Source organism: Pseudomonas sp. FP2338 (assembly GCF_030687515.1).
GTDB classification, from domain to species: domain Bacteria; phylum Pseudomonadota; class Gammaproteobacteria; order Pseudomonadales; family Pseudomonadaceae; genus Aquipseudomonas; species Aquipseudomonas salomonii.
Genome location: NZ_CP117436.1, coordinates 4,841,894 through 4,863,770, shown reverse-complemented (window position 1 = coordinate 4,863,770; position 21,877 = coordinate 4,841,894). Strand labels below are relative to the sequence as shown.

Annotated in this window: 16 protein-coding genes; 12 read left to right on the top strand and 4 right to left on the bottom strand. The window is 60.8% G+C overall.

Annotation, left to right across the window (positions count from 1 at the left end):
* Nucleotides 1-76 precede the first annotated feature (76 nt).
* Nucleotides 77-1,213 carry a hypothetical protein gene (locus PSH96_RS21940; protein ID WP_305455017.1) on the top strand — a complete coding sequence of 379 codons (1,137 nt, stop codon included), beginning with the start codon at nt 77-79 and terminating at the stop codon, nt 1,211-1,213.
* 88 nt (nt 1,214-1,301) lie between these two features.
* Here PSH96_RS21940 and PSH96_RS21935 read toward each other — a convergent pair whose 3' ends face one another.
* Nucleotides 1,302-4,196, bottom strand: a complete 2,895-nt coding sequence (locus PSH96_RS21935; RefSeq protein ID WP_305455016.1) for a ribonucleoside-diphosphate reductase subunit alpha — start codon at nt 4,194-4,196, stop codon at nt 1,302-1,304.
* Between the two features lie 717 nt (nt 4,197-4,913).
* Here PSH96_RS21935 and PSH96_RS21930 point away from each other — a divergent pair.
* Nucleotides 4,914-5,639: a response regulator gene (locus PSH96_RS21930; protein WP_305455015.1), complete on the top strand. Its 726-nt coding sequence runs from the start codon at nt 4,914-4,916 to the stop codon at nt 5,637-5,639.
* A complete protein-coding gene (locus PSH96_RS21925) occupies nt 5,636-7,246 on the top strand; it encodes an ATP-binding protein (protein WP_305455014.1) in 1,611 nt (536 codons plus the stop codon). Before PSH96_RS21930 ends, PSH96_RS21925 begins: the two co-directional genes overlap by 4 nt.
* 89 nt (nt 7,247-7,335) lie before the next feature.
* Here the strand turns inward: PSH96_RS21925 and PSH96_RS21920 are convergent, their stop codons facing one another.
* Complete coding sequence (locus PSH96_RS21920; protein WP_305455013.1) at nt 7,336-8,052, bottom strand: 4'-phosphopantetheinyl transferase; 717 nt, start codon at nt 8,050-8,052, stop codon at nt 7,336-7,338.
* A 138-nt stretch (nt 8,053-8,190) separates the two neighbouring features.
* On the opposite strand from PSH96_RS21920, the gene PSH96_RS21915 reads away from it, so the two are divergent.
* Genes PSH96_RS21915 through PSH96_RS21905 form a run of 3 tightly spaced genes read left to right on the top strand, consistent with a single transcriptional unit; the run spans nt 8,191 to nt 10,538 of the window.
* Nucleotides 8,191-8,499: a hypothetical protein gene (locus PSH96_RS21915; protein WP_305455012.1), complete on the top strand. Its 309-nt coding sequence runs from the start codon at nt 8,191-8,193 to the stop codon at nt 8,497-8,499.
* Nucleotides 8,500-8,517: 18 nt separating this feature from the next.
* Entirely contained in the window at nt 8,518-9,195 is a 678-nt protein-coding gene (locus PSH96_RS21910) for a response regulator (protein WP_017138377.1), read from the top strand.
* The gene (locus tag PSH96_RS21905; protein ID WP_305455011.1) at nt 9,192-10,538 is read left to right on the top strand and encodes an ATP-binding protein; all 1,347 of its coding nucleotides are present in this window, start codon (nt 9,192-9,194) and stop codon (nt 10,536-10,538) included. The genes PSH96_RS21910 and PSH96_RS21905 overlap by 4 nt, the downstream gene beginning before the upstream one ends.
* 119 nt (nt 10,539-10,657) lie before the next feature.
* Here PSH96_RS21905 and PSH96_RS21900 read toward each other — a convergent pair whose 3' ends face one another.
* Complete coding sequence (locus PSH96_RS21900; RefSeq protein ID WP_305455010.1) at nt 10,658-11,656, bottom strand: AraC family transcriptional regulator; 999 nt, start codon at nt 11,654-11,656, stop codon at nt 10,658-10,660.
* A gap of 339 nt (nt 11,657-11,995) precedes the next feature.
* On the opposite strand from PSH96_RS21900, the gene PSH96_RS21895 reads away from it, so the two are divergent.
* The 3 genes from PSH96_RS21895 to PSH96_RS21885 all read left to right on the top strand — a co-directional run bounded on the left by PSH96_RS21895 (nt 11,996) and on the right by PSH96_RS21885 (nt 15,036).
* Entirely contained in the window at nt 11,996-13,327 is a 1,332-nt protein-coding gene (locus tag PSH96_RS21895) for a dicarboxylate/amino acid:cation symporter (protein ID WP_017138374.1), read from the top strand.
* Nucleotides 13,328-13,462: 135 nt separating this feature from the next.
* Nucleotides 13,463-14,449, top strand: a complete 987-nt coding sequence (locus PSH96_RS21890; protein ID WP_305455009.1) for an XdhC family protein — start codon at nt 13,463-13,465, stop codon at nt 14,447-14,449.
* The gene (locus tag PSH96_RS21885) at nt 14,449-15,036 is read left to right on the top strand and encodes a nucleotidyltransferase family protein (protein ID WP_305455008.1); all 588 of its coding nucleotides are present in this window, start codon (nt 14,449-14,451) and stop codon (nt 15,034-15,036) included. Before PSH96_RS21890 ends, PSH96_RS21885 begins: the two co-directional genes overlap by 1 nt.
* A 175-nt stretch (nt 15,037-15,211) precedes the next feature.
* Here PSH96_RS21885 and rne read toward each other — a convergent pair whose 3' ends face one another.
* Nucleotides 15,212-18,457 carry a ribonuclease E gene (rne, locus tag PSH96_RS21880; protein ID WP_305455007.1) on the bottom strand — a complete coding sequence of 1,082 codons (3,246 nt, stop codon included), beginning with the start codon at nt 18,455-18,457 and terminating at the stop codon, nt 15,212-15,214.
* 756 nt (nt 18,458-19,213) lie between these two features.
* Here rne and rluC point away from each other — a divergent pair.
* From rluC to PSH96_RS21865, 3 genes are read left to right on the top strand one after another with little or no spacing between them, the layout of a single operon-like run.
* On the top strand, nt 19,214-20,173 hold the full coding sequence (gene rluC / locus PSH96_RS21875; RefSeq protein ID WP_056861649.1) for a 23S rRNA pseudouridine(955/2504/2580) synthase RluC: 960 nt from the start codon (nt 19,214-19,216) through the stop codon (nt 20,171-20,173).
* Nucleotides 20,160-20,819 (top strand): HAD-IA family hydrolase, encoded by a 660-nt coding sequence (locus PSH96_RS21870; RefSeq protein WP_305455005.1) that lies wholly within the window; start codon nt 20,160-20,162, stop codon nt 20,817-20,819. Before rluC ends, PSH96_RS21870 begins: the two co-directional genes overlap by 14 nt.
* Nucleotides 20,820-20,843: 24 nt before the next feature.
* On the top strand, nt 20,844-21,827 hold the full coding sequence (locus tag PSH96_RS21865) for a S49 family peptidase (protein ID WP_056861647.1): 984 nt from the start codon (nt 20,844-20,846) through the stop codon (nt 21,825-21,827).
* Nucleotides 21,828-21,877 lie beyond the last annotated feature (50 nt).

The following is a 21,877-nucleotide window of genomic DNA, read 5'->3' as shown; positions in this document are numbered from 1 at the left end:
GGCCTTTGTTGGAACCGACCACGCCGTTTTTTCCACTTATCGGGCTTAAAGGTGTGGGTTCTTACGGGGGTTGGGTATGTGGGATCTGTCGGTGTCTGGCCATGGGGCTGGAAGTGTGCGTTATGGCGTGGGCGGTGTGGGGCAAAACCTGGGGGGCGTAAGCCGTACAGAGGAAAAAAAGGATGACGCAGAGGCCGATAAAAAAACCGTCGCCCAGATGCTCAAACAGTTGGAGGAAGCCGAAAAGGGCAATAAAAACCAAACCGCCCGGGACTTGCGGGACAAGCTCAATGAAAAACGCAAGGAGCTGGGGGAGGAGAAGTTCAAGGAGATCCTTGAAGCGTTGAAGAAGGACGCCTCCAGCGATTTGCTCGCGTTGTTGAAGAGGTTGTTTCCGGATTTGTTCCCGGATGAGCCGTCACCGGCGCCTTCTCCTTCTCCTTCTCCATCACCCGGTGGTGGTGGTGGTGGTGGTGGTGGTGGTGGTGGTGGTCCAGTGAGCCCCAAGAATTTTGGCTCCGTAGAGTCCATGAGCAACAAACCGTTTACTCAAGGGGCTCAGTTCACTAACTACACTCCCGACAAAAGTAACCCAGGGAAAAAACCTGGCATGGGCAAAGAACCCGGCAACATCTGGAGTGGTTTCAAGCAAGGGCCGGACGGAAACTGCACCACGGTTGCCGCCATTAAGGGCGCAATGATGAAGTTTGGCCAGAAACCTACTGATATCTTCAAAGACGTGAAAGCCTCTGGCGATGGCTGGGATGTGCAAATGCGGGACGGGTTCCAGCTGCACTTGAGCAAGAGTGAGTTAAAGCAGGCAGCAGAACAGGCTCGGTTCGAGGGCAATGATCCGGCGATGATGACCGATGCCAATTTCTTGTACGCCGCTAGTGCGAAACGGGCTCAGATGGAGGGGCATCGCCAGAGGGAGGCTGGTGATAATGATGGTAATGCCCAAAGAAGCTATTTGGATGCCTTGGTAAGCTTGAATGATGGTGAGCACAACCATGAAGCGCTGGATCGCTTAGGACTCAAAGGCCTGTACAGGCAGTCTTCGAGCAACGAGCTTGCCACTGGTGTGTTGGGTGTTGTGAATTACGATGGCCATGCGATGGCGGTGATGGGAGGGCAGGTAGAGTTGTGGGGAGGACGAGGTGGCCGGCCTCAGAAGGAGGATATAAGAATGGGTGGGGCCTACGCATTTGTATAACGCTGTGGGCATGTTGGAGTACACGCCGCAGTAAAACGAAAAAGCCCGTCAACCTTTCGGTTAACGGGCTTTTCAGTCACCGCTCAGCTTATTGGCAAGCTTCGCAATCCGGCTCATCAATCGCGCAAGCCTTTGGCACTGGCGCCGGGCCGGCTGGAGCAGCCAGCACCGAATCATCACCGTGGTTGCCGCTGGAAACAGCGTTGAGCTTACCGGTGTTGATGGTCGACTTCTCGGTGCTGGTCGCGGCCAGGGCACGGAGGTAGTAAGTGGTTTTCAGGCCACGGTACCAGGCCATGCGGTAGGTCACGTCGAGCTTCTTGCCCGATGCGCCGGCGATGTACAGGTTCAGCGACTGCGCCTGGTCGATCCACTTCTGACGGCGGCTGGCGGCGTCAACGATCCACTTGGTGTCCACTTCGAAGGCCGTCGCGTAGAGCTCTTTGAGTTCTTGCGGGATGCGCTCGATCTGCTGCACCGAACCGTCGTAGTACTTCAGGTCGTTGATCATGACCGAGTCCCACAGGCCGCGAGCCTTGAGGTCGCGAACCAGGTACGGGTTGATCACGGTGAACTCGCCCGACAGGTTCGATTTCACATACAGGTTCTGATAAGTCGGTTCGATCGACTGCGATACGCCAGTGATGTTGGCGATGGTCGCGGTCGGTGCGATGGCCATGATGTTGGAGTTACGAATACCTTTCTGCACACGGGCACGTACCGGCGCCCAGTCCAGGGTTTCGTTCAGGTCAACGTCGATGTACTTCTGGCCACGCTGCTCGATCAGGATCTGTTGCGAGTCCAGCGGCAGAATGCCTTTGGACCACAGCGAACCCTGGAACGTCTCGTAGGCGCCGCGCTCGTCGGCCAGGTCGCAGGAAGCCTGGATCGCGTAGTAGCTGACCGCTTCCATGGACTTGTCGGCGAACTCGACCGCAGCGTCCGAACCGTACGGAATGTGCTGCAGGTACAAGGCGTCCTGGAAGCCCATGATGCCGAGGCCGACCGGGCGGTGCTTGAAGTTGGAGTTCTGCGCCTGTGGCACCGAGTAGTAGTTGATGTCGATCACGTTATCGAGCATGCGAACGGCGGTGTTGACGGTGCGTTCCAACTTGGCGGTGTCCAGCTTGCCGTTGACGATGTGGTTCGGCAGGTTGATCGAACCCAGGTTGCAAACGGCGATCTCGTCCTTGTTGGTGTTCAAGGTGATCTCGGTGCACAGGTTCGAACTGTGGACCACGCCCACGTGCTGCTGCGGGCTGCGCAGGTTGCACGGGTCTTTGAAGGTCAGCCATGGGTGGCCGGTTTCAAACAGCATGGACAGCATTTTGCGCCACAGGTCTTTGGCCTGGATGGTCTTGAACAGCTTGATCTTGCCTGGGTACTGGGACAGGGCTTCGTAGTACTCGTAACGCTCTTCGAAGGCCTTGCCGGTCAGGTCGTGCAGGTCCGGCACTTCGGATGGCGAGAACAGGGTCCACGGGCCGTCATCGAAGACACGCTTCATGAACAGGTCAGGGATCCAGTTGGCGGTGTTCATGTCGTGGGTACGACGACGATCATCACCGGTGTTCTTGCGCAGCTCGATGAACTCTTCAATGTCCATGTGCCAGGTTTCCAGGTACGCACACACAGCGCCTTTGCGCTTGCCGCCCTGGTTGACCGCAACGGCGGTGTCGTTGACCACTTTCAGGAACGGTACAACGCCCTGGGATTTGCCGTTGGTGCCCTTGATGTACGAACCCAAGGCACGCACCGGGGTCCAGTCGTTGCCCAGGCCGCCAGCGAATTTGGACAGCATGGCGTTGTCGTGGATCGCGTGGTAGATGCCCGACAGGTCATCCGGCACGGTGGTCAGGTAGCAGCTCGACAGCTGTGGACGCAGGGTGCCGGCGTTGAACAGGGTCGGGGTCGACGACATGTAGTCGAAGGACGACAACAGGTTGTAGAACTCGATGGCACGGTCTTCTTTGTTCTTCTCTTCAATCGCCAGGCCCATGGCCACGCGCATGAAGAACACTTGCGGCAGTTCGAAGCGCACACCGTCCTTGTGGATGAAGTAACGGTCGTACAGGGTTTGCAGGCCCAGGTAGGTGAACTGCTGGTCGCGCTCGTGGTTGATCGCCTTGCCGAGTTTTTCCAGGTCGAAGGTGGCCAGGATCGGGTTCAGCAATTCGAATTCGATACCCTTGGCGATGTAGGCCGGCAGGGCCTTGGCGTACAGGTCAGCCATCTCGTGGTGGGTGGCGCTGTCGGCCACGCCCAGGAAGCCCAGGCCTTCGGCACGCAGGGTGTCCATCAGCAGGCGCGCGGTCACGAACGAGTAGTTCGGCTCACGTTCAACCAGGGTGCGGGCGGTCATCACCAGGGCGGTGTTGACGTCGGTCAGGGCTACGCCGTCGTACAGGTTCTTCAGGGTTTCGCGCTGGATCAGGTCACCGTCGACTTCTTCCAGGCCTTCGCAGGCCTCGGTGATGATGGTGTTCAGGCGGCCCAGGTCCAGCGGAGCAAAGCTGCCGTCGGCCAGGGTAATGCGGATCGACGGGTGAGCTTGCACGGCCGCCTCTTCAGCCGGGGAGCGCACGGCACGTTCTTTGGAACGGGCGTCACGGTAGATCACGTAGTCGCGCGCCACTTTCTGCTCGCCGGCACGCATCAGGGCCAGTTCAACCTGGTCCTGGATTTCTTCGATGTGGATGGTGCCGCCCGACGGCATGCGACGCTTGAAGGTCGCGGTAACCTGTTCGGTCAGGCGGGCAACGGTGTCGTGGATGCGCGACGAGGCAGCAGCGGTGCCGCCTTCAACTGCAAGAAACGCTTTGGTGATGGCGACGGTGATTTTGTCATCAGTGTAAGGAACGACAGTGCCGTTACGCTTGATCACGCGCAGTTGGCCAGGTGCGGTGGCGGACAGATCCAGGTTCGAATCAGCGGCCTGCGGCACGGAGCCCTGCGGGTTCTCGCGAGTTGTGTCGGTTTGCATGGGGGGTTGTCTCCACATTCTATATTTATTTGGGCACCATCAAGGTGCCCACCGTTCCGTCCTGAAGCACTTACAACAGGCCTGGGCCTGGCATAACAACTTCGGGACAGGAGGAAGGGAGCTCATCGCGCCGCTTCCATGCCGAAGTCTTCGGTTCGGGGCTTGAAAGAGCCCTTGGCCGTATTCCTGCCGGGTGACAGTGGCTCGCTCCAAGCACTGCAACACCCGTACCGTTTTCTGCCAATTGGGCGGGGAAAACGGTTGCCATCCGCGTGCGCGGTTTGGGCTTTTAAAAAATGCTTTGGTTCAACCAAACAGGAGCAAGAAAGCGCTTGAGTTTCTTGTCTGATTTGTGTTTGGTTTTTCGCTTAAAACCCTACATGTAGGGTTTTTTTAGCGCCGAGGTACAAGATAATGCGTTTTGGGGGGCTTAGCAACGCACTACCTGTGGATAACGCTGTGGGTAAAATGTGTATGAAACGTGGAACGCCCGTGTAGGCCGCAGTGTTGCTGGATTACGCCGTTTGTCACCGAATATTCCAAGGCAAAAACCGTCGGTTGGATTTTTGAGGGCGCGAACCCTATCACAAAAAAACGCGATCACCGAATGGATTTCCAGGCGTGTACTGGAGGGCTGGCCCATGGCTACAATCGGCCCATACAGAGAGGCCATATTGTGCTTCCCGCACATGACAATAATGAGAAGCGAGGTAGCGCATGGAGCAAGAAGCCTGGCAGATATTGATCGTCGAAGACGACGAGCGATTGGCCGAGTTGACCCGTGATTACCTGGAGAGCAACGGCTTGCAGGTGTCCGTGGAGAGCGACGGTGCCCAGGCGGCGGCGCGCATCATCGCCGAACAACCGGACCTGGTGATCCTCGACCTGATGCTGCCCGGCGAGGACGGCCTGAGCATCTGCCGCAAAGTCCGCGAGCGCTACGACGGCGTGATCCTGATGCTGACCGCGCGCACCGACGATATGGACCAGGTGCAAGGCCTGGACATGGGCGCCGACGACTACGTGTGCAAACCCGTGCGCCCGCGCTTGTTGCTCGCGCGTATCCAGGCGTTGTTGCGGCGCAGCGAGCCGGCAATACCTGCCGCCGTGGAAAACCAGCGGCGCCTGCAGTTCGGCCCGTTGGTGGTGGACAACGCCCTGCGCGAAGCCTGGCTGCACGAGGGCAGCATCGAGCTGACCAGCGCCGAGTTCGACCTGTTGTGGCTGCTGGTGGCGAATGCCGGGCGCATCCTGTCCCGCGAAGAAATCTTTATTGCCTTGCGCGGGATTGGCTACGACGGCCAGGACCGCTCCATTGATGTGCGCATCTCGCGTATTCGGCCCAAGATCGGCGACGACCCGATTCACCCACGGCTGATCAAGACCATTCGCAGCAAAGGCTACTTGTTCGTCCCCGAAGCTGCCGCCGACCTGCCGCTGTGAACTCGATCTTCCTGCGTATCTACGGCGGCATGTGCGCGGCGCTGGTCCTGGTGGCGTTGCTCGGCGTGCTGGCCCTGCACCTGCTTAATGAGGTGCGCAGTGGCCAGTACCGTGAGCGCCTGGCCCACGGCACCTTCGCGCTGATGGGCGACAACCTGCAACCGATGAGCGCAATCGAGCGCCAGCGCGCCCTGGCGGTGTGGGAGCGCTTGCTCGGCATTCCCCTGGAACTGCGTCCCTTGGCGGCCGCGCAGTTGGACCTGACCCAGCGCAATCGCCTGCAACGTGGCCAGGTGCTGGTGGAGCAGACCGGCCCGCATGCCGCGCGCGTGCTGCGCCTGGTCAGCGAACAGTCGCAGCTTGTGCTCACCGGTGAAGTGCAGCAAATCAGCGAGCAACTGGCGCGTGCGACGATTTACCTGCTGGCTGACGAACTGGTGCGCTTCCCGGTGGCCGAGCAGCCGCAACGCCTGGCGGCTATAAAAGAGGCCAAGGGCTTTGGTTTTGAGATGCACCTGATGACGCTGGATCAGGCGGACATGGATGACGACCAGCGCCGCCGCGTCGCGGAAGGCGATACGGTGATGGCCCTGGGCAAGGGCGGCGACTCCATCCGCGTATTCGCCGGCATGGTCGGCACACCGTGGGTGTTGGAAATCGGCCCGCTGTATCAAATGAACCCGTACCCGCCGCAGTGGCTGATCCTGATCGCGTTGATCAGCCTCACGCTGATCGGGTTGATCGTGTACCTCTTGGTGCGTCAGCTCGAACGGCGCCTCAAAGGCCTGGAAGCAGCGGCCACGCGCATCGCCAAAGGCAACCTGGAAGTGCGTGTACCGGCGCGTGGCGCCGATTCGGTAGGGCGTTTGGCCGCCGCCTTTAATGGCATGGCCGAGCACTTGCAGCAATTGCTGGCGATCCAGCGCGAGCTGGTGCGCGCGGTTTCCCACGAATTGCGCACCCCGGTGGCGCGCCTGCGCTTTGGCCTGGAGATGATCGGCGACGCCGCCACCCCAGAGGCGCGGCGTAAATATATGGAAGGCATGGACAGCGATATCCAGGACCTCGACGGCCTGGTCGACGAGATGCTCACCTACGCCCGTCTGGAGCAAGGCGCGCCGGAGTTGAACTTCCAGCGGGTCGACCTCGATGCGTTGCTCGATAAGGTGATCGGCGAATTATCGCCACTGCGCCCGCAGGTCAGTGTTGCCCGGGGTATCTGCCTGTCCTCGGCACATTGGGATGACGCCTGGGTCGACGCCGAACCGCGCTACCTGCACCGCGCCCTGCAAAATTTGGTGGGCAATGCCATGCGCCATGCCCAAAGCCAGGTGTTGATCAGTTATCAAGTGGGTCAGGTGCGCTGCCGCATTGATGTGGAGGATGACGGGCCGGGTGTGCCGGAAAGCGCCTGGGAGCGGATCTTCACGCCATTTTTGCGTCTGGACGACAGTCGCACGCGAGCTTCAGGCGGGCATGGTCTGGGTTTGTCGATCGTGCGGCGGATTATCTATTGGCACGGCGGGCGGGCGTTGATCAGCAAGAGCAACAACCTGGGTGGGGCATGCTTCAGCTTGAGTTGGCCCAGGGATCAGGACAAGACTTGAGACCGCTATCGCAGGCAAGCCAGCTCCCACATTTTGAATGTATTCGCACATCGAAGGTGGGAGCCGGGCTTGCCCGCGATAGCGGCCTATCAGGCACCGATAGCCACCAGACTCAACAACTGCTCCCCGTCCACCGCAAACTGCCCCTCCAACTCCTTGCCATAACACCACTCAGCAGACAGGTCCGTCAGCAACCGCAACCGCACGCGCCCGGCGTGCGACCACTCAAGCACCTCGGCATGCTCAAAGTAGAAACGCTGTTGCACAATCGGATACAGCGCTTTGAACAGGCTCTCCTTGACCGAAAACGTCAGCGTCACCAGCAAGGCAACCTGCTCGCGTGGCCCCAATGCTATGCGCTGCAGTTCGTCGGGCGTCAGAATCTCCCCAGCCAAACGCTCCGCCCGCTCCGATGACAGCAGGTTCTCCAGGTCCATCCCCAGCCCGCGCCAGTGCGCCTTGTGCCCGACAATGGCGGCTGCATGCCCGGTGCTGTGGGTGATGGAGCCGCTGATATGCCCAGGCCACACCGGCGCACGGTCATCACCGATGGCCGGCACGCAATCCAGTTGGTCAAGCTGTTGCAGCGCTGCACGGGCGCACAGGCGACCGGCGAGGAACTCCGCCTGGCGTTTGGCCACCGAGCGCTGGATGCTGGCCGGCGGCGGCACGGCGCTGCGCTGGAAGTCATCGGCGAGCAACAAGGCCGGGTCGAATCGCGTGCTCAAGAACACCGTGCCCGGCAGCGGGATGGGCAGTGGCCAATGGGCATCGAGTGGGGTGCAGCAAGCGGGTAGAGGTGTCATGCGCGGTATTTTGCGTCAGTTGGCGCGCCAGTGCATAGCCCGCAGCGGTTCAGGCCAGGTTCAGAGCCCGTTCAGGGGGAGTTCAGGGGCGCCTGCGTAGTCTGGCCTTAACAGCCAAAACGTGTAGAGGTAAGCCCCATGACTGCGATCAAAAAGCTGATTCTGGCCTTAAGCATGCTCGGTGCCACTGCTGGGGTTCAGGCTTCGGACGGTGCTTTTGCCGGTTTCGGCAGCGAGAAAACCAGGAAATCCAGCAACCTGATCCAGCGTGTGAGCTTCGAAGAGGTGGGCGACCAGGCCGCGCCGTGGGGCCAGTCTTTGGGCATGACCACGCCGCAACCTGCCTACCGTACCGGCTACGAACACCTGACGGGCCAATACAATGGCATTAAACTGCGCCCGCAAGACTTGCAGGGCCGCTATGATATCCCCCTGTCGGACAGTTGAATTGCCTTGGAGAGCTCTATGAAATTGCTGGTCGTGGAAGATGAGGCGCTGCTGCGCCATCACCTGTTCACCCGCCTGACCGACAGCGGCCATGTGGTCGAAGCTGTGGCCAATGCCGAGGAAGCCCTGTACCAGACCGGCCAATTCAACCATGACCTGGCGATTATCGACCTGGGCCTGCCCGGCATGGGCGGCCTGGACCTGATCCGCCAACTGCGCAGCCAGGCCAAGACCTTTCCGATCCTGATCCTCACCGCGCGCGGCAACTGGCAGGACAAGGTCGAAGGCCTGGCCGCCGGTGCCGACGATTACGTGGTCAAGCCGTTCCAGTTCGAAGAACTGGAGGCGCGGATGAACGCCTTGCTGCGCCGCTCCAGCGGGTTTACCCAGTCGACCATCGTCGCCGGGCCGTTGCTGCTGGACCTCAATCGCAAGCAAGCCTCGCTGGATGAGCAGCCGCTGGCGCTGACGGCCTACGAGTACCGGATTCTCGAATACCTGATGCGTCACCATCAGCAAGTAGTCGCCAAGGACCGCTTGATGGAACAGCTCTACCCCGATGACGACGAGCGTGATCCGAACGTGATCGAAGTGCTGGTGGGTCGCCTGCGCCGCAAGCTGGAAGGCCCGGCCGGGTTCAAGCCGATCGACACCGTGCGTGGCCTGGGCTACCTGTTCAATGAGCGCTGCCGTTGATTCGCTCGCTACGTGTGCGCTTGATGCTCGCGGCCACCACCCTGGCCGTGCTGTTTATGCTGGGCTTGTTGCCCGCCATGCAAGGCGCGTTCAGCCTGGCGCTGCAGGATTCCATCGAGCAGCGCCTGGCCTCGGATGTGACTACGCTGATTTCCGCCGCGCGGGTCGAAAACAACCGTCTGTTGATGCCGGCGCAGTTGCCGGACGAACGCTTCAACCTCACTGACAGCCGCCTGCTCGGTTACATCTACGACCGTGAAGGCCATCTGGTCTGGCGCTCGCGGGCGACCCAGGAAGAAAACATCAACTACAAGCCGCGCTACGACGGGCGCGGTAATGAATTTGCGCGGATTCGCGAAGCCAATGGCCAGGAGTTCTTCGTGTATGACGTCGAGGTCAAGCTGCTGGGCGGCAAGAGCGCGGCGTTCAGTATCGTCGCGCTGCAACCGGTGCGTGAGTACCAACTGACCCTCGAAGGCCTGCAGGAAAACCTCTACCTGGGTTTCGGCGCGGCCTTGCTGGTATTGCTGACACTGTTGTGGCTGGGGCTGACCTGGGGCCTGCAAGCCTTGCGCCGCCTGAGCCAGGAACTTGACCAGATCGAAGGCGGCACCCGCGAAAGCCTCACCGAAGAACACCCGCGCGAACTGCTACGCCTGACCGGCTCGCTCAACCGTTTGCTGCACAGCGAGCGCGAGCAACGGGCGCGTTACCGCGATTCCCTCGACGACCTGGCCCACAGCCTGAAAACCCCGCTGGCAGTGTTGCAGGGCGTGAGCGAAGACATGGCCCAGCGCCCGGAAGAGCGCGGCCAGGCCTGGGTGCTGCAATCGCAGATCGAACGCATGAGCCAGCAGATCGGCTACCAATTGCAGCGCGCCAGCCTGCGTAAAAGTGGCCTGGTGCGTCACCAGGTGCGCCTGGAACCGGTGTTGCAAAGCCTGTGTGACACGCTGGACAAGGTTTACCGCGACAAGCGCGTGACCGTGACCTTTGAGCTGCCGCCCGAGTGTGATGTGCCGATCGAGAAGGGCGCATTGCTTGAAATGCTCGGCAACCTGCTGGAAAACGCTTATCGCCTGTGCCTGAGTGAAGTGCGCATCAGCCTGACGGAGAACTTTGAAGGCACTGAGCTGTGCATCGAAGATGACGGCCCTGGCGTGCCGCCCGATCAGCGTGCGCGGATTCTGCAAAGGGGCGAGCGGCTGGACCGTCAGCATCCGGGGCAGGGTATCGGCTTGGCTGTGGTCAAGGACATCATTGAAAGCTACAGCGCGCGGCTGACCCTTGGAGATTCGCCGTTGGGTGGCGCGGCGTTCAAGATTCACTTTCCGGCGGCTTGATCTTTATAGGCCATGCCGGCCTCTTCGCGAGCAAGCCCGCTCCCACAATTTGAATGTATTCACAAATCAAATGTGGGAGCGGGCTTGCTCGCGAAAGCGCCAGTCCAAACACTACAAATCTAACTTTCTTGCGCGCGGTAAGCCCCCGGCGTCAGCCCCGTCCACTTCTTGAACGCCCGATGAAACGCCGACGGTTCCGAAAACCCCAATTGCTCGGCAATCTCCTGCAACGACAAATCCGCACGCCCCAAGTGATAAATGGCGATGTCCCGCCGCAACTCATCCTTGAGCGCCTGAAAGCTGGTGCCTTCCTCGCGCAAATGCCGGCGCAGGGTTTGCGGGCTGATGTGCAGGTGCTGGGCGACGGCCTCCAGGTCGGGCCAGGGCGTGCGGTCGCGGCTGAGCAGGCGGCGCAGCTGGCTGCTTAAACTGTCGCCTTCATCAGGCCGCGACAACAGGTCAGCGGGCGAGCGCTCGAGAAAGTGCTTGAGGGTGCGCTCGTCCTGTAACAACGGCAGGCTCAGGTATCGGGCGGGAAATACCAGGCTGCTGTTCGGTGCGCCAAATACCTGAGGGCAGGGGAACAGCAGGTCGTATTCGCCCGCATGGGCCGGCATCGGGTAGCTGAACGTGGCCTGCTGCAGCCGGATACGCTGGCCGATCAACCAACTGCCCAGGCGATGCCAGATCACCAGCAGGCACTCGCTGAGAAAGTGGTCCGGGTCCCACAGCTGCGAATCGTCCAGGCTCAAACGGGCCAAGTCGCCTTCTCTGGTCAGCTGCCAGCGCGGACCCTGCGGGAATAGGCTATAAAATAATAAGCCGCGTTCCAGAGCCTTCTCCAGGGTGCGGCAGTGAATCAGCGCGTGGCACATCATGGCGAAGGTGCCGCGCTTGCTCGGGCCTTCGGCAAACCCCAGGTATTCGTCGTCCAGCCCCAGCCACAGCATTTGCAACAACCGGGTAAATTGCTCGGGGGCGATGCGGGCGCGGGGTTCGCTCAGCAGTTGCGGGGTGATGCCCACTTGCAGCAGCAGGCCCGAATAGTCGTAACCCGCGCGGCGCGCACCGCCCAGAGCGGCGCGGGCGTAGTGACTGGCGATGGTACGTTCACGCATGTGAGGGCCTCATCCATGGAGTGGCGGATGTTAGCCATCACCGGGTGGGGCGACAAGGCGGATATCCGCCAAATTGTAGGACGAGATGGGGTGAGTGGGCGGAATTCCGCCACCTCATCCACAGTGGCGAGGGCGTGGTGTTGGTCCTGGGCCCTGATGTCTAAAGGCCTTCAGGCGATTTGAGCAAAGTGGCACGGCGTTTGCGATAGGGATTACAGCGCAGGAATGTTCCTACAGGCCTCGCAAACAACAAATCCCTCCAGTGCAGGAGGGTTCGCAATTCAAGTGTCGTGGGCAATGGCGGATCTTTGCCACACGGTGCGATTGAGGAACTTTGCAATGACGACTCGTCAGCCAATCTACAAATCCCTGTATTTCCAGGTGATCGTCGCAATCGTTATCGGTATTTTGCTCGGTCACTTCTACCCGCAGACCGGCGTGGCCCTCAAGCCACTGGGTGACGGCTTTATCAAGCTGATCAAAATGGTCATTGCCCCGATCATCTTCTGCACCGTTGTCAGCGGCATCGCCGGCATGCAAAGCATGAAATCGGTGGGCAAAACCGGCGGCTACGCGCTGCTGTACTTCGAAGTTGTTTCCACCATCGCCCTGCTGATCGGCCTGATCGTTGTCAACGTTGTGCAACCGGGCGCCGGCATGCACATCGACGTTGCGACCCTGGACGCCTCTAAAGTCGCGGCCTACGTGACCGCCGGTGCAGACCAGAGCGTGGTTGGCTTTATCCTCAATGTGATTCCGAACACCATCGTCGGCGCTTTCGCCAACGGCGACATCCTGCAAGTGCTGATGTTCTCGGTGATCTTCGGTTTTGCCCTGCATCGCCTGGGTGCCTACGGCAAGCCGGTGCTGGACTTCATCGATCGCTTCGCCCACGTGATGTTCAACATCATCAACATGATCATGAAGCTCGCGCCAATCGGTGCCCTGGGCGCCATGGCGTTCACCATCGGCGCCTACGGTGTAGGTTCCCTGGTGCAGCTGGGCCAGCTGATGATCTGCTTCTACATCACTTGCATCCTGTTTGTGGTGGTGGTGCTGGGCGCCATCTGCCGCGCCCACGGTTTCAGCGTGTTGAAGCTGGTTCGCTACATCCGTGAAGAGCTGTTGATCGTATTAGGTACTTCCTCCTCCGAATCCGCACTGCCACGCATGCTGATCAAGATGGAGCGTCTGGGCGCGAAGAAATCCGTAGTAGGCCTGGTGATCCCGACCGGCTACTCCTTCAACCTCGACGGTACTTCGATCTACTTGACCATGGCTGCCGTGTTCATCGCCCAGGCGACTGACACCCACATGGATATCACCCACCAGATCACCCTGCTGCTGGTGCTGCTGCTGTCCTCCAAAGGCGCTGCAGGCGTGACCGGTTCGGGCTTCATCGTGCTGGCTGCCACCCTGTCGGCCGTAGGCCACCTGCCGGTTGCCGGTCTGGCGCTGATCCTGGGTATCGACCGCTTCATGTCCGAAGCCCGCGCACTGACCAACCTGGTGGGTAACGCGGTTGCCACCATCGTTGTGGCCAAGTGGGTTAAAGAGTTGGACACCGACAAGCTGCACAGCGAGTTGGCATCCGGCGGCACCGGTATCTCCGATACCCGTCCGGAAGATGACCTGGGCGTGGCCGAAGGCCCTGCGCCTGCTATCAAGTAAATTGCCCAGGGTGTGAACAACACCCAAAGCCTGCAAACGCCCCGACTGGTTCGGGGCGTTTGCGTTTCTGACGTGGCGCTTGGGGTTTTGCTTGCTTTACAGTAAGTGAATACTTTATCCGCTGTAGGAGACCTGATGGACAGTGTGGATCTGAATGTCCTGCGCAGTGTGCTCGAATGGCGCCGTGCCGGGCACCGAGTGGTGTTGTACAGCGTGGTTCAGACCTGGGGCAGCGCGCCACGCCCGCCGGGGGCAATGCTGGCCTTGCGTGGCGATGGCGTGGTGATCGGCTCGGTGTCGGGCGGTTGCATCGAGGACGACTTGATCGCGCGCTTGCAGGATGGCCGCTTGCCGGAGGACGGCCCGCCGGTGCAGTTGGTGACCTACGGCGTCACCCGCGATGAGGCGGCGCGTTTCGGCTTGCCGTGCGGCGGCACGTTGCGCCTGACTGAGGAACGCGTGGATGAATTCGGCTGGGTCTCGCAATTGCTGGCGCGCTGTGAAGACCATCAGATTGTCGCGCGTGAGCTGGACCTGAGCAGTGGCAAGGTCACCTTGAGTGGCGCGGCCAAGACCGATGTCGTGACCTTTGATGGCGAGCGCCTGCGGGCCATCTACGGCCCGCGTTGGCGTTTGCTGCTGATCGGCGCCGGGCAACTGTCGCGCTACGTGGCTGAAATGGCGCGCCTGCTGGATTTCGAAGTGCTGATCTGCGACCCGCGCGAAGAATTCGTCTACGGCTGGGAAGAGCAGCATGGCCGCTTCGTGCCCGGCATGCCGGATGAGGCGGTGCTGAATATCCAGACGGATGAGCGCACGGCCATCGTCTGCCTGACGCACGACCCTCGATTGGACGATATGGCGCTGCTGACGGCGCTGAACTCATCGGCGTTCTACATTGGCGCCCTCGGTTCGCGGGTCAATACGCAGAAGCGCCGGGAAACCCTGGCGGCGCTGGGGTTGTCGGCGGAGGCGATCGCGCGTCTGCATGGGCCGATCGGTCTGCATATCGGTAGTCATACGCCGGCGGAAATTGCTCTGTCGCTGATGGCGGAAATTGTCGCGATCAAGAACGGTGTGGCACCGATGCAGAAGAAACCGTTACCGGTGGAGGCTGAGTAATGGTGGCGGCGATTGTGCTGGCGGCGGGGCAGGGCAGTCGCTTTCGCGCTGCGGCCGGTGCTGATCAAGACAAGTTGCTGGCTGATTGCATCGGGCTTGACGGCGTAACGCGGCCAGTGATTGAGCAGGTGCTGATGAATTTGCCGGAGCGTGTGGTAAGGCGTCGGCTGGTCACTTCGCCGGACCGACTGGCCGTTATTCGCTTGGCCAAGGCGTATGGCTGTGAAGTCTTGCTGCTCGACTCGGCCGGTATGGGCGACAGCATCGCGGCGGCCGTCGCAGCCAGTGGTTCGGCGGATGGCTGGTTGGTGGTGTTGGGGGATATGCCGTTTATTCAGTCGTCGACCCTTGAGCGGGTGATTGATGCGGTCCAGGACGATGGCATCAGTGTGCCGGTGCAGGCGGGTAAATACGGGCATCCAGTGGCTTTTGGCCGGGCGCTTGGGCCGCGACTGATGGCATTGAGCGGTGATCGTGGCGCAAAGCCGTTATTTTCCCAGGCGGTGGTGCGGGAAGTGCACGTGGAGGATCCCGGTGTGCTGTGGGATGTGGACCTGCCGCAGATGCTAAGTTTCAGCACAGAGTAACTGTGGGAGCCGGGCTTGCCCGCGATGCAGGCACCTCGGTGTATCAGTCACGCTGCGATGATGCTATCGCCGGCAAGCCAGCTCCCACCTTTGATCTCCACAAGGCTTAAGTTGAACGCCCATAAAAAAAGCCCCGCCTGATCACTCAGGCGGGGCTTTTTAGTGGCGTATGGAATCAGACGAGGGGTTTAGGCTCGTGCTCTGCTTCCAGGGCCTTGTGCTCAACCGCGACTTCAGCAACCGGGGCTGGCGCCTCGACCGCTTCGGCAGCCGGTGCAGCAGCGGCTGCAGCAGCGGCGGCTTCAGCTTCCTTGCGACGACGACGCACTTCACGTGGGTCGTTCGGCGCACGGCCGTTTTCGGTCAGGGCACTGGCAGGCGCGGCTTCAACCACGGGCGCTGCGACTTCGGCAACCACTGGTGCTTCAACAACTACGGGCGCTTCAACCACGGGTGCAGGCTCAACCACTGGGGCTGGCTCGGCAACCACTTCGGCAGCCGGTGCAGGCGCTTCTTCTACCACAGGGGCAGGTGCTGGCGCTTCAACCGGTGCAGTTGGTTCGGCAGTCCACTGGAAGGCGGTCTGTTCTTCGCGAACTTCACGCACTGCCGGGGCAGCTTCTTCGACAACCGGCGCTTCAACCACGGCTTCAACCACTGGCTGAGGCTCGGCAACCGGTGCAGGCTCGACAGCAGCCACTTCGACTTCTGGCTGAACGTCGCGCACTTCACGCACTTCGCGTACTGGCGAGGCGACTTCCACTTCCGGAACCACTGGGGCTTCGATCGAGGTAGTGGCTTCAACGACTGGCGCTTCAACAACCGGCGCTTCAACCACTGGGGTCTCGGCAACCGGCGCTTCTACAGTCGCTGTTTCTTCAACAGCAGCAGTAGCGCGTTCAGCTTGCTCATGCGCCTGGGCTTCAGCCGGTGCACTGATCACGCTGCTGGCAACGGCGGCGGTCACCGCCAGGCCGGCAGCCAGTTCGGCGCCCGTTGGTTCTGCGGTGGCCGCTTCGCCGTTCTCGCCGGTCTCTTCCGAGCCTTCGATCACATTGCCGTTGGCATCACGCTGACGCTCACGACGGTTGCTGCGACGACGCTGGCCACGGGAGCGGCGGCGTGGACGATCGCCTTCGGCGTTATCCTGACCGTCTTCCTGCAGTTGCTCTTCACCGGTCAGCACTTCTTCTTCGCTGGCAGCAGCGGTTTGCTCGGCACGTGGTTGACGCTCTTCACGCGGTGGGCGCGGCTGGCGCTCTTCACGTGGGGCGCGTTCTTCACGCGGCTGGCGGGCCGGGCGTTCTTCGCTGGCGGCTTCGGCAGCGACGGCAGCTACTGCCGGTGCGGCGTCCAGCGGTTCGCGCAGTTCACGCACACGTTCTTCACGCTCGCCACGTGGCTTGCGGTCTTCACGCGGGGCACGTGGAGTACGGGGTGCGCGCTCTTCGCGCGGTGCACGTTCTTCACGGGCTACGGTTGGGGTCTCTTCACGGGCTTCGCGAGGTGCACGTTCCTCACGAGGTGCACGCTCTTCACGTGGCGCGCGTTCTTCACGCGGTGCACGTTCTTCGCGCGGCTTGCGCTCCTCGTCACGGCGACCGTTGCGGTTACGGCTCTGTTGACGGCCGTTGCGACGTTCTTCGTTACGGGCCGGGCGTTCGGTAGCAGGCTTTTCAACCACAACCGGCGCAGCAGGCTCTTCTTTGCTGGCGAACAGGCTGACCAGCGACTTCACCAGGCCTTTGAACAGGCTTGGCTCAGGCATGGCGGCCGGTGCGGCAACCGGTGCAGCGACTTCAGCCGGGACCGGTGCGTTGGCACGCGCCGGTGCGGTCTTCACGGCGGCTTCCTGGCGAACCAGAGTACGGGTCGCAGCGGCTGGCTGGACTTCTTCCACTTCGGCAGCGGCAGCGGCGATTTCGTAGCTGGACTGGCCGCTGTGGGCTTCCGGGCTGTCATCGCGCAGGCGTTGCACTTCGAAGTGCGGCGTCTCGAGGTGATCGTTCGGCAGGATGACGATGCGGGCACGGGTGCGCAGTTCGATCTTGGTGATCGAGTTGCGTTTTTCGTTAAGCAGGAACGCGGCTACCGGGATCGGCACTTGCGCGCGGACTTCGGCGGTGCGGTCTTTCAGGGCTTCTTCTTCGATCAGGCGCAGGATCGCCAGGGACAGCGATTCAACGTCACGGATGATACCGGTGCCGTTGCAACGCGGGCAGACGATGCCGCTGCTCTCGCCCAGGGAAGGACGCAGGCGCTGACGGGACATTTCCAGCAGGCCGAAGCGCGAGATACGGCCAACTTGGACGCGGGCACGGTCAGCTTCCAGGCATTCGCGGACTTTTTCTTCCACGGCGCGCTGGTTCTTGGCCGGGGTCATGTCGATGAAGTCGATCACGATCAGGCCGCCGATGTCACGCAGGCGCAACTGGCGGGCGATTTCTTCGGCTGCTTCCAGGTTGGTCTGCAGTGCGGTTTCTTCGATGTCGCTGCCTTTGGTGGCGCGCGCCGAGTTGATGTCGATGGACACCAGGGCTTCGGTCGGGTCGATCACGATGGAGCCGCCGGAAGGCAGTTCGACCACGCGCTGGAAGGCGGTCTCGATCTGGCTTTCGATCTGGAAACGGTTGAACAACGGAACGCTGTCTTCGTACAGCTTGATCTTGCTGGCGTACTGCGGCATCACCTGGCGAATGAAGGTCAGGGCTTCGTCCTGGGCTTCAACGCTGTCGATCAGCACTTCGCCGATGTCCTGGCGCAGGTAATCGCGGATGGCGCGGATGATCACGTTGCTTTCCTGGTAGATCAGGAACGGCGCGGAACGATCCAGGGAGGCTTCTTTGATGGCGGTCCACAGTTGCAGCAGGTAGTCGAGGTCCCACTGCATTTCTTCGCTGCTGCGGCCTAAGCCTGCAGTGCGCACGATCAGGCCCATGTCGGCAGGGGCGATCAGGCCGTTCAGCGCTTCACGCAGTTCGTTGCGTTCTTCGCCTTCGATGCGACGGGAAATGCCGCCGGCACGCGGGTTGTTCGGCATCAGCACCAGGTAACGGCCGGCCAGGGAGATGAAGGTGGTCAGGGCTGCGCCCTTGTTGCCACGTTCTTCTTTTTCGACCTGAACGATGACTTCCTGGCCTTCGCTCAGGACGTCCTTGATGTTCACGCGGCCTTCGGGGGCTTTCTTGAAGTATTCGCGGGAGATTTCTTTGAGGGGCAGGAAGCCGTGGCGCTCGGAGCCGAAATCGACAAAGGCAGCCTCAAGGCTTGGTTCGATGCGAGTAATACGGCCTTTATAGATGTTGGCCTTCTTTTGCTCGCGCGCACCGGATTCGATATCCAGGTCATAGAGGCGTTGGCCATCTACCAGTGCAACACGCAACTCTTCGGGTTGAGTTGCGTTAATCAGCATTCTTTTCATGTTGTACCGTCGGTTTCCGGGCTGCCGGAAACGGCGTTCGGCACACACGACTTCTCACGGTCGGTGTCAGGTGCGTCAAGAGTGGTTGGCCACTCCAGTGTCCAGCAATAACGAGCCAATGGGGCCGGTATCGCGACGGACGCGTCCTGCTTGTTAGCGGTGGTGACAAAGGCACCACTTCAACAAAAGCTAAGGTCAGGAGGAGGAATCAACCGGCGACTGTGGACGAGATGAAGCGTCTTATAAGCCTAATGCTACACGGTCCGACGGTTGTGCATCTCCACCCTACACGTATCCCTGATAATTCGGGTGCTGCCGCGCGCAGAATCCGCAGCGGGTTGGCATTTACCGTGTACTCCAATGGGGAGTCCACGCTCATGGCTAAACAAGACTAGGTGTGGGCGACTGCGCTCTCACTCAGCTCTTAACAGGCGTTGTTTCCGAAGCATTCGCCGTGGTCTGGCTCAAGACTGACTGCACTTTGTGAACTGGCCGTAAATATCGGCGCAGAACGCGAGTATTCACTCTGCTTTCTGCACTCGCTTCAGGCCTCATGTCACCTGCGCTTGTTACAATCCTGAGCCTTCCAAGGTGGCGAAAGCCCCGTAGGACGGCCTCGCGTCCTGATGAATTGCGATGGTCAGGGCCGGCAGTTTGCCGCAAGTCCTCTGTCCAGGCCGCTTTTGGCGGCGTTCGCGACTATAGCAGCAATGATTAAGTGCTTCAATTCCATAAAAAATTGTTATCATCGCCGCCATGACGACTACCGCCCCCCAGACCCCCAGCGTCCAGCTGCTCGAGGTCTCGCCGGAATATGCCGGCCAACGCATCGACAATTTTCTCCTGGCCAGGCTCAAAGGCGTGCCCAAGACCTTGATTTACCGCATCTTGCGTAAAGGTGAAGTGCGCGTGAACAAAGGCCGGATCAAGCCCGAGTACAAGCTGCAGGCGGGCGATATCGTCCGCGTGCCGCCGGTGCGCGTGCCTGAGCGTGACGAGCCGGTGCCATTGGCCCAGGGCCTGTTGCAGCGCCTCGAAGCGTCGATTGTCTTCGAAGACAACAAGCTGATCGTGATCAACAAGCCTTGCGGCATTGCGGTTCACGGCGGCAGTGGCCTGACGTTCGGGGTGATCGAAGCCTTTCGTCAGTTGCGACCCGATGCCAAGGAGCTGGAACTGGTCCACCGCTTGGACCGCGACACCTCCGGCCTGCTGATGATCGCCAAAAAACGCAGCATGTTGCGTCACTTGCACACCGCCTTGCGTGGCGATGGCGTGGACAAGCGCTACATGGCACTGGTGCGTGGCAACTGGGCCAGCTCCATCAAGAGCGTGCGTGCGCCGTTGCAGAAGAGCAACCTGCGCTCCGGTGAGCGCATGGTCGAAGTGGACGAGGAGGGCAAAGAAGCCCTGACCCTGTTCAAGGTGCTGCGCCGCTTCGGTGACTTCGCCACTATGGTCGAGGCCAAGCCGGTGACCGGGCGTACCCACCAGATTCGTGTGCACACCCTGCACGCGGGCCACTGCATCGCCGGCGACACCAAGTACGGCGATGAGGATTTCTCCAGGGAAATTCGCGACCTGGGCGGCAAACGCCTGTTCCTGCACGCCTACATGCTCACCGTGCCGCTGCCCGATGGCGGCGAGCTGAAGTTGCAGGCGCCGGTCGATGAGATGTGGGCCAAGACCGTGGAGCGTTTGAGTGTCGCACCCTGACTACAAGCTGTTGATTTTTGATTGGGACGGCACGCTGTGCAATTCCATTGGGCGCATCGTCGACTCAATGCACGCGGCGTCGACCCGTTCGGGCTTTGAGTTGTGCACGGATCTGGCGGTAAAAGGCATTATCGGCTTGGGCCTGCCCGAGGCGATCCGTACCTTGTACCCCCGGATCAGCGACGCAGAGCTGGTGGCTTTTCGTGACCATTACGCCGATCACTACATAGGGCTGGAGGCCACGCCTTCGCCGCTGTTTGACGGCGTAAGGCAATCTCTGGAAGCCTTTCGCGCCGAGGGTTATCACTTGGCCGTGGCCACCGGCAAGGCCCGTCGCGGGCTGGATCGGGTGCTCAAGGCCCACGGGTTTGAAGATTATTTTGATATCACCCGTGCAGCGGATGAAACCGCCAGCAAACCTCACCCTCTGATGCTGGAGCAGATCCTGGCGCATTGCGGCGTAGCGCCGCGTCAGGCGTTGATGGTGGGTGACGCTTCCTTCGACCTGATGATGGCGCGCAATGCCGGCATGGACAGCGTGGCGGTCAGCTACGGTGCCCAGGCTGCCGAAGCCTTGCAGGCATACGAGCCCAGGCTGACGATTGATCATTTTTCTGAACTGCAAGCCTGGCTCAGCCGGGCCTGATAAGTCTTTGCTGGGGTTAATGGCATGAGTGACGAGTGGAAAGCGCCCGAAAAGGCCGAAAGCGGTGATGATAAAAGCTGGAAGCTGTTGGAGAAGACCCTGCTGGCCAGTGTCCAGGAGCAACGCCGTGCGCGTCGCTGGGGGATTTTCTTCAAGTTGCTGACGTTTATCTGGCTTATCGCCATGCTGGCGTTGTTCAGCCCGCTGATGGACATGGAAAAAAGCGCGACCCGTGGCAACAACTACACCGCCTTGATCGACGTGCGCGGGGTGATTGCCGACAAGGAGTCCGCCAGCGCCGATAATATCGTCGGTGGCCTGCGAGCAGCCTTCGAAGACCCCAAGGTCAAGGGCGTGATCCTGCGCATCAACAGCCCGGGCGGCAGCCCTGTGCAGTCTGGCTATGTGTATGACGAGATTCGCCGCCTGCGCGGGCTTCACCCGGACATCAAGCTGTACGCGGTGATTTCCGACCTGGGCGCCTCGGGTGCCTATTACATCGCCAGCGCCGCTGACCAGATCTATGCCGACAAGGCCAGCCTCGTGGGTTCCATTGGTGTGACAGCGGCCGGTTATGGCTTTGTCGGCACCATGGAGAAGTTGGGGGTGGAGCGTCGCACCTACACCTCGGGTGAGCACAAGTCGTTCCTCGATCCGTTCCAGCCACAAAAGGCCGATGAAACCCAGTTCTGGCAGGGCGTGCTCGACACCACCCATCGTCAGTTCATTGCCAGCGTTAAACAGGGGCGTGGCGATCGCCTGAAGGACAAGGACCATCCTGAGCTGTTCTCCGGCCTGGTGTGGTCCGGTGAGCAGGCACTGCCGTTGGGTTTGATCGATGGCCTGGGCAGTGCCAGTTCAGTGGCGCGCGATGTGATTGGCGAGAAGGAACTGGTGGACTTCACTGTTCAGGAATCGCCGTTTGATCGCTTCTCCAAGAAGCTGGGTGCCAGTGTGGCGGAGAAGCTGGCCTACTACATGGGCTTTCAGGGCCCGACACTGCGCTGATATTTCGGCCCTGATGTAGATCGAAATGTGGGAGCGGGCTTGCTCGCGAA